8 protein-coding genes and 1 riboswitch are annotated in these 13,858 nt (G+C 62.6%); of the genes, 7 read left to right on the top strand and 1 reads right to left on the bottom strand.

The window, feature by feature from the left end:
* The first annotated feature begins 100 nt into the window (after positions 1–100).
* From AC6H4Z_RS15160 to AC6H4Z_RS15140, 5 genes are read left to right on the top strand one after another with little or no spacing between them, the layout of a single operon-like run.
* Positions 101–895 carry a glycosyltransferase gene (locus AC6H4Z_RS15160; RefSeq protein ID WP_497542798.1) on the top strand — a complete coding sequence of 265 codons (795 nt, stop codon included), beginning with the start codon at positions 101–103 and terminating at the stop codon, positions 893–895.
* A gap of 27 nt (positions 896–922) precedes the next feature.
* Positions 923–2,425 (top strand): glycosyltransferase family 39 protein, encoded by a 1,503-nt coding sequence (locus AC6H4Z_RS15155; protein ID WP_497542797.1) that lies wholly within the window; start codon positions 923–925, stop codon positions 2,423–2,425.
* A complete protein-coding gene (locus AC6H4Z_RS15150) occupies positions 2,422–3,333 on the top strand; it encodes an XrtA system polysaccharide deacetylase (protein ID WP_497542796.1) in 912 nt (303 codons plus the stop codon). The genes AC6H4Z_RS15155 and AC6H4Z_RS15150 overlap by 4 nt, the downstream gene beginning before the upstream one ends.
* Positions 3,330–4,433, top strand: a complete 1,104-nt coding sequence (locus AC6H4Z_RS15145) for a FemAB family XrtA/PEP-CTERM system-associated protein (RefSeq protein WP_497542795.1) — start codon at positions 3,330–3,332, stop codon at positions 4,431–4,433. Before AC6H4Z_RS15150 ends, AC6H4Z_RS15145 begins: the two co-directional genes overlap by 4 nt.
* A gap of 24 nt (positions 4,434–4,457) precedes the next feature.
* Positions 4,458–5,642 carry a DegT/DnrJ/EryC1/StrS family aminotransferase gene (locus AC6H4Z_RS15140; protein WP_497542794.1) on the top strand — a complete coding sequence of 395 codons (1,185 nt, stop codon included), beginning with the start codon at positions 4,458–4,460 and terminating at the stop codon, positions 5,640–5,642.
* Positions 5,643–5,657: 15 nt separating this feature from the next.
* Here the strand turns inward: AC6H4Z_RS15140 and AC6H4Z_RS15135 are convergent, their stop codons facing one another.
* Positions 5,658–6,707, bottom strand: coding sequence for a polysaccharide deacetylase family protein (locus tag AC6H4Z_RS15135; protein ID WP_497542793.1), 1,050 nt, complete (start codon positions 6,705–6,707; stop codon positions 5,658–5,660).
* A gap of 384 nt (positions 6,708–7,091) precedes the next feature.
* Between AC6H4Z_RS15135 and AC6H4Z_RS15130 the strand changes: the two genes are divergently transcribed.
* Positions 7,092–10,124 (top strand): beta strand repeat-containing protein, encoded by a 3,033-nt coding sequence (locus AC6H4Z_RS15130; RefSeq protein WP_497542792.1) that lies wholly within the window; start codon positions 7,092–7,094, stop codon positions 10,122–10,124.
* A gap of 418 nt (positions 10,125–10,542) precedes the next feature.
* Positions 10,543–10,633: riboswitch (cyclic di-GMP riboswitch) on the top strand.
* A 50-nt stretch (positions 10,634–10,683) separates the two neighbouring features.
* A complete protein-coding gene (locus tag AC6H4Z_RS15125; protein ID WP_497542791.1) occupies positions 10,684–13,755 on the top strand; it encodes an Ig-like domain-containing protein in 3,072 nt (1,023 codons plus the stop codon).
* Positions 13,756–13,858 lie beyond the last annotated feature (103 nt).

Raw genomic sequence — 13,858 nt, 5'->3', positions numbered from 1 at the left:
ACCTGGGCGCCCACGTACCGCGCACAGGTCTGGTTCGTCTACCACGCGGGATTCCCCCGCTGCATTCCTCTGATAGTTCAGCGTGTCTGGTCAGGCAAATATGTCGGCGACAACCCTAGTCGTACCGTGTTACAACGAAGCCGCTCGCTTGGATGTCGCCACCTTCAAGGCGTTTGTCGCGGCCAACCCAGACATCGCGCTGATTCTCGTCAACGACGGGAGTCGCGACGACACGCTCCGCGTCCTGAACGACGTGCGCAGCGCGGCGCCCGACCGGGTTACGGTCTTTGATCTCGAGCAGAATTCCGGAAAGGGTGAGGCCGTCCGTCGCGGAATGCTTCGCGCGCTCGAATCCAATACGACGTTCATTGGCTTTTGGGACGCTGACCTCGCGACCCCGTTCGACGCCCTGCCGCCGTTCATCGAGCTGCTCCGAAAGCGTCCCGAGCTCGAAATGATCATCGGTTCGCGCGTCCGCCTGCTTGGCCGAACCATTGAGCGTGTTGCGGCCCGACACTATGCTGGTCGCGCGTTCGCGACTGCCGCATCGCTCACGCTTCAGCTCCCTGTTTACGACACGCAGTGCGGCGCGAAGCTCTTTCGTGCGTCGCCGAAACTCAAACAGGTCCTTGGCGCCCCGTTCCTGTCGAAATGGATTTTCGACGTCGAGATCATCGCGCGCTACGGCGCGCTCTCGTCGCGCTACGAGCCGGGCCCGCTGTCACGCACGATTTACGAGTTTCCTCTCCTTGAATGGCGCGACGTGAAGGGATCGAAGCTCAAAGGTCGCGATTTCATCAAGGCGGGGTTGGATCTCGTTCGCATCTACAACGCGTGCATTCGGCCGAGCGGCGCTCGCGCTGTGCTCGCGCACGGCGCCTCCGGCCAGTCGTAGGTCGTGGCAACGTCTCAATCGGCCTCGATGACTGATCGCGCGTTCGGTCAGCCCACGCGTTCCGCCGCGCATTCGTTTGCGCCAACGCGCACCCCCAACGAGACGATGATCGGAGTTGCGATCATCGTCTTGGGTTTCGTGCTACGGCTCTTCTGCGCCGTGCGGTTTCCGTTCGATGAAGACGAGCTATACACGATCTTTGAATCGCGCGATCTGTTCGCAACAAAGCTTCTCCCCGGAATCGATTCGCGACCGCTTTACTATTTGCTGCAGCACCCCCTGCTCAAGCTTCTGCCGGGCACGCCGCTCATGCTGCGTCTCCTGCCGCTGCTGTTCGGCACCGTTGGCCTGTGGGCCACGTGGAGAGTAGGGAAGCGCTGGCTCGGTGCGAATGCCGGTCTCGTGGCAGCGTTCCTCGCTGCGATATCGCCCTGGCATCTCTATGCGTCCTCGACGGCACGGTATTACTCGCTCGTCTATCTATGTACTGCGCTCACCCTTTGGGCTCTGACCGAGGCGTACGACTCCGACTCGCCGCGTAGCTATCTGCTCACGCTCGTTGTGTTGATGGTCGGCACACTCACGCATCCGTCTTTCCTCATCACGACGGTTGGCGCGGTCTTCGGTCTCGCGCTCGTGACGTCCTCTGGCGCACTCGGCTGGAGATGGCCGAGCCGGCGCGCCTGGACGTTTTTATGGTTTCCGTTCCTCGCGTTGCTTGCGACGGAAATGCTCGTGCTGCGCTCGCTGGGTCGTTCTTCCGCCATGGCCAACGTTGGCGGCCGCGGCCTGAGTGCGACGCTTCGGCTTTTGCCGGCGATGATCGACTGGATGACGGTCACCGTATTCGTCGCGGCGATTCTCGGGGCCTTCTTGCTTGCACGACGAGCGTCGTACCGACGCATTGGTGTCATGGCGATCAGCGCCGTGGTCGTGTCATTCATTCTGCTGTTCATCGCGTCCACGCGCACCGGTGTCTACGCGGACTACGGCGTCGGAATGCTCCCGCTGATCTTCATCGCGGCGGCTGCTGCAGTGACGCTGGGAAGCGCCGGAATGGAGTCCGTGTCGTGGCCGTCGGTTGCGATGTTCGTGCTGGTGGCGGGGAGCGCGCCGTCGATCGTTTCATTCCTGTCGGACGGCCTACGCTACGACTACCGTCCTGCGTATGCGCGTATCACGAAGGACGCGCCGAACGTTGCCGCTTTCGTGTGGCCAACGGTCTTGCAGCAGTACTACGCGCCGAAGGTTCGAGGGTATGAATGGCGCGCAGACTCTGCATATCTCAATCGTACCATCGCCGCCGAGTCCGACATGTGGGCCGTGGTCGGGGTGAAGCGATATGGTGTCTCGGGCGATGACGGTCGCGTGATTGCGACTTGGCTCTCGGATCATTGCAAGATCGTCGATTCGTTCGAGCGGCCGCGCTTCGACTATCGGTTGTACCGCGTCGATCTCTATCGATGCCACGCTGCCCCGGCCGCGGTATCGTCAGTCACCGTGAATCATTCCACCGTCGCAGCTCGGTGACGTCCGCTCTGATCGACAGGTCGTCAGCTCCCGGTCCGATTCGGCATCACTTTACCGTTGATGTCGAAGAGGCTTTTCAGGTGTCCGCGATGGAGCCGTATATCGCTCGATCGGCTTGGGACAGCCAGGAAAGTCGTGTCGAGCGCAATACGCGTTTGCTTCTCGACCTCATGGCCGAAACTGGCGCGCGCGGAACATTCTTCACGCTCGGCTGGATTGCGTCGCGCCATCGTTCGCTGGTTGCGGACATTGTCGCCGCTGGGCATGAGATGGCGTCGCACGGGTGGGGACACGAGCGCATCACGACGCTCACGCCGGAACAGTTCCGTGAATCGGTGCGCGACTCGAAAGCCATTCTCGAGGACATCACGGGCGCGCCCGTCTACGGGTATCGCGCGCCAAGCTTCTCGATTGTGCGCGGCGGGGAATGGGCGCTCGATATTCTCCTCGAAGAAGGCTATCGCTACGATTCGAGTCTCTTTCCCGTTCGTCGTAAGGGCTATGGCTTCGACGGCGGAGCGCGAGATCCGCACGTCCTCCGGCGTCCAGCGGGGGAACTCAATGAATTGCCGCCCGCTACGATCGAGCTCGCGGGAAAGGTGCTTCCGGCCGGTGGCGGCGCCTATCTGCGACTCTTTCCCGTCGCCTTGGTCGCCAGCGCGCTGTCTGCCGCCGAAGCTCGCGGCGCGCCGGGGACCATCTATATCCATCCATGGGAAGTAGACCCTGAGCAGCCGCGTGTTGCCGTCAATCTCAAAACGCGCATCCGCCACTATACCGGTCTTCGTCGCACCGCTCCTCGCCTTCGACGTTTGCTATCGACGTTTCATTTTCAGCCCATCAGCGCGACCCTGCAACTCGGTCGTGAGGACCGCCGCGCTTCGCCCTCGCTCCGGCTCGCCCAATGAGCGATCGGCAGCACCAGTCGACGGTTGCGCACGGCTTTGCCGTGGCCGCTGAGAAGATGACGGCTCCGGACGAACTCCGCGTCGAGGTACTCACGGACTCGTCGATGGCGGAGTGGGATCGGTTTGTGGCGTCGGTTCCGGGAAGCACCTTCTCCCACCTTGCCGGTTGGCGAAAGGTCCTTGGCGGAGTTCTCCGTCACGAGCCGCTCTATCTCGTCGCAGTCGACGCGAAGGGTGCGTGGCGCGGAGTTCTGCCGCTGTTCCGCGTGCGGAGCCTGTTCGGCCACTACCTCATGTCTATTCCGTTTCTCAACGACGGTGGCCCGCTCGGAGACGACGCCGCGCGTCGCCGTCTGGTCGAGCATGCGGTTGCTGAGGCAGACCGGACTGGCGCGGACTTGCTCGAGCTTCGGTCGCGTAGTGAACAACCCGGCCCGGTGAAGCCGACGAATCGAAAGATCACCGTCATTCTCGGGCTCCCGGAAAGCATTGAACTGCTCTGGGAGAAAACCTTCCGCGCCAAGCTCCGGAGCCAGATCCGTCGCGCGGCCAAGGAAGGAATGTCGGCGCGCTCGGGAGCCGATGAGCTGGGCGCATTCTACCACGTATTTGCGCGGAACATGCGCGACCTCGGTACGCCCGTTCTGCCGCGTGCATTCTTTGAGCAGCTCGCCGCCACGTTTGGCGATCGCGTGATTTTCACGACGGTGCGTACGTCGAAGGGTGAGCCCGCTGCCGCCGGATGCTGTCTCATGTGGGGCAGCGAAGTCGAAATCGTCTGGGCGTCATCGCTGAGAGAATTCAACAAATTCTCACCGAACATGGCCCTCTATGCGGAGTGCATGGAGGAATCCATTCGCCGAGGTGCGCGTGAGTTCAACTTTGGGCGATGCACTCCGGGTGGCGCGACGCACAAGTTCAAACTTCAATGGGGCGGGCACGACGTTGCGCTGCCCTGGCCAACGTGGTCGCGGGTAGAGGATGCGGGCGCACCGTCCCCAGATCGTCCTGTCTTTCGCGTGGCGACCGCTGTGTGGAGCAGACTTCCCGTGGCGATCGCGAATCGCGTAGGGCCGCTGCTTTCGCGCCACCTTCCATAGAATAGTCCGAGAGGCATCGCACGCATGGGTGCGCGCCATCAACTCGCCGCCTATTCGCCGATTTCCCTCGGCGCGATCGCGCGCGCCGCGGCAAGTGTCGTCGGCATATCGAGCGATCCGCATGAGCGTTTGTCGACGTCGCTCCTTCAGGACTACTCTGCTGATTCGGCCGTGCTCTGCGGCTCCGGAACGCAGGCGCTCCAACTCGCGATCACGATCGCGCAGCGGGGCCGTCGTGCCGATTCGCCTGTGGCGATCCCGGCCTTTAGCTGCTTCGACATGGGGTCCGCCGCCATCGGTGCGAATGTACGCGTCGTTCTCTACGACATCGACCCGGACACGCTAGCTCCCAACCGCGAGTCGCTGCAGTTCGCGCTCGACGCCGGTGCGCGCACGATCGTCGTGGCGCCGCTCTACGGAATTCCAGTCGATTGGCAGGCGCTGGTCCAGATGGCGGAGCCAACTGGGTCCATTTTGATCGAGGACGCTGCACAGTGTCATGGTGCCGCCTGGATGGGGCGCAAGCTGGGAACGCTCGCCAGCATCAGCACGCTGAGCTTTGGCCGCGGCAAGGGTTGGACGGGCGGAAACGGTGGCGCTGTTCTGCTGCGCAACGATTTCGGTCGAAGCGTCGCAGAGACGACGCCGAGTGGACGCAAGCGCGAAGCGACGACACTCGCGGCGACCGCGGCGCAGTGGGTGTTGGGTCGGCCCGCTCTATACGGAATTCCGCGCGCGATTCCTGGACTCGGTCTCGGCACGACGACGTATCACGCGCCGACGTCGCCGTCATCGATGACCACCGCAGCGGCTGCTGCCGTCGTCGCGAATCGCCGAGCGTCAACAGAAGAGGCGGGTCATCGCCGCGAGAACGCGCGCGCGTTGCTGTCACGTCTCCCACAGCGGACTGACCTGTCGACGATTCGTATTGGTGCCGATTCCACGCCGGGCTACCTCCGACTTCCGATTCTCCTTCGGGGCGAGCTCGCACGAGCGTGCACGAGTTCGCACGCGCGGCGTTTGGGAATCGAACGCAGCTATCCGATCAGTTTGGACGAGCTCGATCCTCTGAAACCCAGAATCGTCGCCAACCAAGCGCGCTGTTCCGGCGCACGAATGCTCGCGTCCGACCTGTGGACGCTTCCGACGCATTCGCTGCTCACGGTGCGCGAGCGCGATGAGATCGTTGAGCTGCTGACGCGAGACTAGCGACGAACGTGTCTGCTAGTGGCGGGCTGATCGTAGTCGATCGCGTATGGCGATTTTGAGGTGTTCGAATCCGCCGACGATCTGCAAGAACTCGAGCGACTCGCGCGAATCGCTCGGATACGCGAAGCGAGGAACAAGAAACGGGCGTTCGCTACCGGCGGCAGGAGTGAAGGGCCGCTTGCCTGAGTAGCGCGGCTCCGTCGTGACGGCGCCCCACATACCGCTCTTGCGAAGAATTTCCACCTCGCGAGGCGAGGACGCCCCCGTTGGGTAGGCGAAAATCGGAACCGTAGCTGCACACCGTCGCTGGAGCTCCGTCCACGATCCGACGATCTCCTCTTCCGCCTGCGCGTCGGACGTCGTTGGTAGCACCGGGTGTGTAATCGTGTGCGGACCGAAGGTGACCAATCCACTCGCAGCGCACGTCGCGACGTCGCTCCAGTTCATCACCTGAAACGACGCCGGTGGGCTCACTGGGACGTCGACGTCGAACATGGTGCCGAGTTGCTCGAGTTGTGCAAGACGGGCGGCTTCGGGCAGCGCCTTCATTTGTTCGATCAGCGTTTCGGCGACGGCAACGCGAGCCGCGGGCGAATTCAACGAAACAAGTTTCGTAGAATTTTCATTTCTTAGGTCGATGCCAGTACGCGGAGAGGCCATGACCGCATATGTTATCTTGTCCCACCAATACCATAGGTTCTCGCCAGCGACACCCGTCGCGATGAACACGGTGACGGGGCAGTCAAACTCGGCGAAAATCGGCAGTGCGACGTCCAGAAAATCGCGGTAACCATCATCGATGGTGAATGCGATGGAAATGGCGTCATCGCGGTTTCCGTTCGCAGAGGGCGGAAGGTCGCGCAGCGAGACGAGGCGACATCCCTCTTGCCGAAGAAAGGCGAGGTCGCGGCGAAGTGCCGCAGGGGAATGACCTTCGACGTTGAGTTCTGGTTGTGCGAAGCGATGCCCCATGAAGATTGGCATCGCGTCGCGAAGCCCTGGCGCAAGCAGTCGCCGAACGGGCCGTAGTTCCAGCGGTCGAAGAAGGAAATTTTTTAGCGTCATCGTTCTGGGTAGGATCTTTGCGTCACGGGGCAGGCCGCTCCCCGACGCCCTTTCAATTGCCCTTCGTTGAACCATCAATGCCCCCGTGCTGACTCGCGCCCGGAGGCACCTGCTGGAATGAACGGTGTTTCTGTCGAACCGGACGCGTGCGTCCGATACTCGAGGGACACGCCGCCGCTACTAGTTGTAACAAGAGTAAATACGAAACTTTCACGAAAAGCGGAACGGCACAAACTGTGGAATGGATCACCACTGATGTGTGACGCGGTCGATAGCACCAGAACGCGACGCGCCGTAAACTCGACGCGGTATTTCGCGGCCCGTTGGGCGCCCAGCCTCGCAACATCCTCGGCCCAGGGCGAGCGTGAACTCGAACTCCCTCTGATGCGCAGCCCTATCCGCAAATCCCTTCTCGGGTTGATGGTCGTGGCAGCGTGTGCGAGCGATTCGCGCGTATCGCCGAACACTCCGGCGCTCGCGGGAATCACGGTGTCGCTCGGATCCGCTTCGTTGCAGGTTGGTGATACAACCCGCGCCACGGCCATTCTGTTCGATGACGGTGGGCACAGTCTGACCGCGAGCTCCGGAGCGGTCTCCTGGAGCAGCTCGAATACGTCGGTCGCCACGATTTCGCCAACCGGCATCGTCGGCGCCGTTTCGCCGGGTACAGCGACGCTGGTCGCCGGCTTACAAGGAATCTTTGGAAGCGCCTCGCTCACGGTTGCCACGGCGACCGTTGCCCCGCCCGCGGTGTTGGCGGTCAAGCGAGTCGCTGTCAATCTGAATTCGCCACGTCTGTCGCTCGGTATGAGCACGCAGGCATCGGCCATTGCGATGGATTCGACTGGTTCGCCGATCACTGGCCGAGCCATGTCGTGGAGTTCGAGCAATCCGGGCGTCGCCGACGTGTCGCCGATTGGCGTCGTGACGGGGATGTCGGTCGGTATCGCGACGATTTCGGCGATGAGCGACGGAGTATCCGGCGCCGCGCCGATTACGGTTGAGCTCGTTCGCCCCCCCGTTGCGACAATCGACCTGACGATTGCCTCGCCTTCGCTGCTCGTCGGAACGCAAACGCAAGCGTCTGGTGTCGCTCGCGACTCGGCGAACAACGTCTTGTCAGATCGCACCATCACGTGGTCTTCGAGCGACACCACCGTCGTCGACGTGTCGAGCAGCGGTCGAGTCGCCGCGGTTCGAGCTGGAAAGGCGATTGTCACCGCCACTGTCGAAGGAACGTCGGCGAGCGCGACGATTACGGTATTCACTACTCCGATCAATAGCATCCGACTGACCGCGACTGCGCAGGTCTACGTCGGACAGAGCCTCGAAACGGCCGTCGTTACGTATGACCGTCAGGGGCTCCCGTTGACCGGCCGCACCATCACATATGGTATCTCGCCGGCGGCGGTTGCGTCGGTTTCGACGACCGGCGTCGTAACGGGAATTGCCCCTGGAACGGGAATCGTCTGGGCGGCGGCCGAAGGAAAGGCCGATACAGCATCGATCATCGTCGTTCCGGCGCCTGCGGTTATTCCGCCCTCGGCTCCGCCGTCGAGTCCTGCTCCGCCGGCTGCGCCGCCAGCGAGTCCGCCGGCGGGCTCTCCGTCAACACCTGTGACCCCGGTCGTCACGTCCATCACGGTCGCGGCGGACTCAGGCACAATTCGCGTTGGCAATTCCGCACTCGCACGTGCAACGGTCCGCGACCAGTCGAACAACGCAATGACCGGCCAGACGATCGTATGGACGAGCAGTGCTCCGTCTGTCGCGACGATTCTGTCGAGCGGCGCGTATACGGCGGTCGCCGCCGGCTCGACAACGCTCACGGCTCGCGTTGGCTCGGTCTCGGGTACTACTTCCATCACCGTTACGGCCGCCCCCGTGGTGCCAGTCTCCACCGTGGCGGTTTCGCTCTCCAACTCGATCGTGAAGGGAGCCACCACGCAGGCCACGGCGACGACTCGCGATGCGAGCGGGACGCTGCTCACTGGCCGCACGATCACGTGGAACTCGAGCAATACCGCGATCGCGTCGGTCTCTGGTTCGGGCGTGGTGACTGGTGTCGCCGCTGGTACGGCGACGATCACCGCGACGAGCGAAGGGAAGTCGGGACAGCAAGCAGTCACGGTGACGGTCACGCAGGTGCCGGTCGCAACGGTTGGTGTCGCCGTCAGCTCTGGTTCGATCACCACCAATCAGACGCTTCAAGCAACCGCAACAACGCGCGACGCCAGCGGCGCAGTATTGACCGGCCGCACCGTCACGTGGACGTCGACCAACTCCAGCGTGGCTGCTGTTTCCGCGACTGGTCTGATCACTGGTGTGGGCGTCGGCACTGCGAGTGTCAACGCGACGAGTGAAGGGCAGGTGGGCACGGCGCCGATGACGGTAACGCTGGCACCGGTCTCGACGGTGAATGTCGTCGTCGCGCCGTCAACGGTTGCGCTCACACAGACCGCACAGGCCACCGCCACCACGCAGGACGCAACCGGCGCCACACTCACCGGTCGCACCATCACGTGGAGTTCGAGCAATTCGGCGGTCGCGACCGTGTCGACGTCGGGCCTCGTCACTGGTGTCTCGGCTGGCGCTGCAAACATCGTCGCGACGAGCGAAGGAAAGAGCGGCTCCGCGCAGCTCACCGTGAGCAGCAGCACGGTTGCGTCGCCGATTCTCACCGAGGATTTCAGCACGTACACCACGACGGCCAATCTTCACGCGGATCCTCGCGGCATCTACGGCGCGGAGGAGATGGGTGGTCCGTGGGGTCAGTGGAACTTGATCACGCTCGACCAGACGACCGGCGTCGCGGATGTTGGTGCCGGCACGTCGCACCAATCCATGAAGTACACGTGGCCCGATCGCACGAACGCCACTGGTGTTCAGCCGAACGCGCCGCGCTGCGCGGACTTCTACATCGTCAAATCGCTCAACCTTCCGCCCAACCTCACCGAGGTATGGGCCGAGTTCTACGTCAAGTTCTCGACGAACTTCACGACGAAGGCACCTGCAGCATGGAACTGCGCGTCGAACCCAGACTACAAATTCATCTTCCTCACGACGCCGAGTAATCGCTTCTCGCTCAAGAACGACTACGCGGGACTTGGAACGCGCTGGGATCCGACCGCGCCTGGCCAGGGCGATGGCGACAACAACTTCGTGTACAACAATTTCCACGATAACGCATGGCACCGAATTCGAATCCACTCAAAGGTTGCGACGAGCGGATCGAACGGCGCGCACGAGATCTGGTTGGATAACACGAAGGTGTACTCGAACACGAACATCTCCACCGCTAGCCAGACGGCGATCAACGGGATCAACCTGGGCAACAACATGAACCAGGGTCCCGACCACATCATGTCGCTGAACTGGGGACAGATCAAAGTCTGGAGCGCATACCCAGGCTGGTGATCGATGGTAGTTGACGCGGACGAGTCCATCAGCTCGTCCGCGTCGTGTAAGGTAGATCGCGATCGCACGTTCCCACCCCCCGCCACGACGACCCCCGCTCGTGGCGAGCTGAGCCAATAAAAACTGCCGAGCTGAGGCGAACCAAAACGGCAAACGCGAGTACATGTTGCGAGTCCGCGCACCAGGCGATGTGCGCGAGACGGCAATTCGGCACGTGTTGAGCGATTGATCTACACCGAACGTGATATGCATCACTGAGTGCTCATGAGCATTATCACATTCGCGCACGATTCAAAACATTTGTTACCAGTTTCAGGTGTTTTGCGTTAGTTTCGCAGAGGGACGATGATGACGTTGTTAGCGAATGATCATCGCTCCTCGATGTTGATGTCATGGCTTCTCCTCGGAAGGTAGAGGAAGCCGATAACGGCAAACCCGTCGAAAGGCGGGGACGCAAAGCTACGAGGCTACCGCTCGGGTTTCCGAGCCACGCCAGTCGGGCCGCCGAACTTCCAACTGAAGGAGAAGTAACATGTTCAAGATCCCGCGGATTTCCCGCGTGACCTCGACCATCGTGGCTGCGCTGTGCGCAGCGGGCTTGGGTTGCTCGGAGAATTCCAGCGACACCATTGCACCGCGAGACAGCGCGTCCGCCCTGCGGCTACCATGGTCGTCGTCCACCTCGTCCGTCACCGTTAGCGTCGATTCGACGCAGCTCGCCGTCGGACACACGTCCGCCGCGAAGGCAACGGCACTCGACTCGCGCGGCAACGCACTCTCCGGAAAAACGCCGACGTGGTCGTCGTCGAACACCGCCGTCGCGACTGTGTCGACGGCCGGAGTCGTCACCGCGGTGAAGGCTGGTTCCGCGGACATCCAGGCCGTCATCGACGGTATCTCTGGAAAGAAGACGATCACCATCGTCGCCGCGGGTTCAACCGGTTCGGGTTCCGCTGGCACCGTTGCGACGAACGAATGCGCGGCGCCGGGATCCGGTTGGATTTTCTGCGACGACTTCGAGAGCGATCGCACCGCGAAGTACTTCGAATACGACAATGCGGGCGGCAAGTTCGTTCGCACCAACGCAACCGGCATGGGCGGATCGGTCGGAATGCGCGCGACGTACACGAAAGGACAGACGAGCGCTGGTAGCCTCAAGCTGGCCTTCGGTCGTACGCCAAGCACATCCTTCCGTCCGGCAGACGCCGGCACGGCGAACTATCGCGAACTCTACTGGCGCTTCTTCGTTCGGAAGGAAGCTGGATGGGTCGGCGACGGTCCAGGCAAGCTGACGCGCGCGATGATTCTCGCGAAGTCGGACTGGAGCCAGGCGATGATCGCGCACGGTTGGTCGGATGAAACCGACATGCGCTACCTGCTTCTCGATCCGGCAACGGGCGTGAACTCGGCTGGCGCCGTGACCACGGTCGGTTACAACGACTTCAACAATCTCCAATGGCTGGGCGGCACACGCTCTTCTGCCACTGTGGACGACAATGCGCACGCTGGTCAGTGGGCGTGCTATGAGTTCCACGTCAAGTTGAACGACGCTGGTCAGTCGAACGGTGTTTTCGATCTGTCGGTGAACGGACAGCCGTCGGCGAAAAAGACGGGACTCAACTGGGTTGGTTCGTACAACGCATACGGCTTGAACGCCATTCTTCTCGAGCAGTACACGAACGCTGGCGCACCTGCCGCGAACGTTCGTACGCTCGACAACTTCGTCGTGAGCACGCAGCCGATCGGTTGCGGCAGCGGAAGCTCGGCGACGACACCGCCGCCGGCGGCGCCCGCAGCAGTCGCCGCGGTCAGCGTCTCGCTCCCGGCATCTTCGCTCACGATGGGTCAGACGGCCCAGGCGAGCGCCAAGACGATCGACGCCTCAGGTAACACGCTCACGGGGCGCACGATCACGTGGAGCTCGAGCAACTCTGCAGTCGCGAGCGTTTCGGCCACCGGTATGGTGACGTCGGCTGGTGTAGGCACGGCAAGCATCGTCGCTACGTCGGAAGGAATGAACGGTCAGGCGCCGATCTCGGTTACCGCACCCGCGCCGGTTGCAGTGGCGTCGGTCGCAGTGTCCATGGCGGCATCGTCGATCGTTGCGGGCGCAACCACGCAGGGCACCGCCGTGACGCGCGACGCGAATGGCAACACGCTCACGGGCCGCACGATCACGTGGAGCTCGAGCAACACGGCCGTCGCAACGGTGAGTTCGTCGGGTCTCGTGACGGGCGTTGCCGCTGGCAGCGCGACCATCACGGCGACGAGCGAAGGCAAGTCGGGGCAGGCTGCGGAGACGATCACCGCACCGGCGCCAGTTCCAGTCGCGTCGGTCGCCGTATCGATGGCAGCATCGTCGATCGTCGCCGGCAAGACGACGCAGGCTACGGCAGTGGCGCGCGACGCGAGCGGCAACACGCTCACGGGCCGCGCGGTAGCGTGGACCTCCAGCAACGCAGCGGTCGCAACGGTCAGCTCGGCTGGTGTGGTGACGGGCGTCGCCGCTGGCAGCGCAACCATCACAGCGACGAGCGAAGGCAAGAGCGGACAGGCTTCTGAAGCGGTCACCGCAGCAGCTCCGGTACCGGTAGCGACTGTCGCGGTCTCGCTCGCCTCTGCATCAATCCAGGCTGGTCAGACCACGCAGGGAACGGCAGCAACGCGCGATGCGAGCGGCAATGCGCTCACCGGTCGTACCGTCACGTGGAGCTCCAGCAACACGGCCGTCGCGTCGGTGAACTCGACCGGCTTGGTGAGTGGTCTCGCGGCGGGAACAGCGACGATCACGGCGACCAGCGAGACCAAGACGGGCACCGCTGCCGTCACGATCACTGCTGCGAGCTCTGGAACGTCGGGTGCTGGCGGTGGAGCGGGTACTCCGATTCTGACCGAAGACTTCAGCACTTACTCATCGACCGCGAACCTTCACGCCGATCCGCGCAACATCTACGGTGCCGAGGAGAAGGGCGGTCCATGGGGACAGTGGAACCTGATCACGCTCGACCAGACCACGGGCGTCGCTGATGTTGGCGCCGGCTCGTCGAAGCAGTCGATGAAGTACACGTGGCCGGATCGCACGAACGCAACGGGCGTTCAGCCCGACGCGAATCGCTGCTCGGACTTCTACATCGTGAAGACGCTCCAGCTTCCGCCGAACCTCACCGAAGTGTGGACCGAGTTCTACGTCAAGTTCTCGACGAACTTCACGACGAAGGCACCGGCGGCGTGGAACTGCGCGTCGAACCCTGACTACAAGTTCATCTTCCTGACGACGACGCCGGGCAACCGCTTCTCGCTCAAGAACGACTACGCTGGTTTGGGCACGCGTTGGGATCCGACCGCGCCAGGCCAGGGCGACGGCGACAACAACTTCGTCTACAACAATTATCACGACAACCAGTGGCACCGCATCCGGATTCACTCGAAGATCGCGACGAGCGGATCGAACGGTGCGCACGAGATCTGGTTGGACGGCACGAAGGTCTACTCGAGCACCAACATCGCCACTGGAGGCCAGGGTACGATCAACGCGATCAACCTCGGCAACAACATGAACCAGGGCCCCGACCACATCATGTCGGTCAACTGGGGTCAGATCAAAGTGTGGAGCACGAACCCGGCCTGGTAACACCGGCAGGGAATTCCATCGAGTTTCGCTGAACGGCTCTACGTCGGTACGACGCGCCGTTCAGCGGAAGGAACCGCAAAATGAGAACGGGTCGTCTGCTGTC

Source organism: Leucogemmata humicola (genome assembly GCF_055379415.1).
Note: the sequence above shows the minus strand (reverse complement) of the source record. Positions and strands in the feature narration are given on the sequence as shown.

Excerpts from the sequence above, each read along its gene's own strand:
- AC6H4Z_RS15160 (WP_497542798.1), top strand. The coding sequence starts at position 101 with ATGTCGGCGACAACCCTAGTCGTACCGTGTTACAACGAAGCCGCTCGC.
- AC6H4Z_RS15155 (WP_497542797.1), top strand. The coding sequence starts at position 923 with ATGACTGATCGCGCGTTCGGTCAGCCCACGCGTTCCGCCGCGCATTCG.
- AC6H4Z_RS15145 (WP_497542795.1), top strand. The coding sequence starts at position 3,330 with ATGAGCGATCGGCAGCACCAGTCGACGGTTGCGCACGGCTTTGCCGTG.
- AC6H4Z_RS15140 (WP_497542794.1), top strand. The coding sequence starts at position 4,458 with ATGGGTGCGCGCCATCAACTCGCCGCCTATTCGCCGATTTCCCTCGGC.
- AC6H4Z_RS15135 (WP_497542793.1), bottom strand. The coding sequence starts at position 6,707 with ATGACGCTAAAAAATTTCCTTCTTCGACCGCTGGAACTACGGCCCGTT.
- AC6H4Z_RS15130 (WP_497542792.1), top strand. The coding sequence starts at position 7,092 with ATGCGCAGCCCTATCCGCAAATCCCTTCTCGGGTTGATGGTCGTGGCA.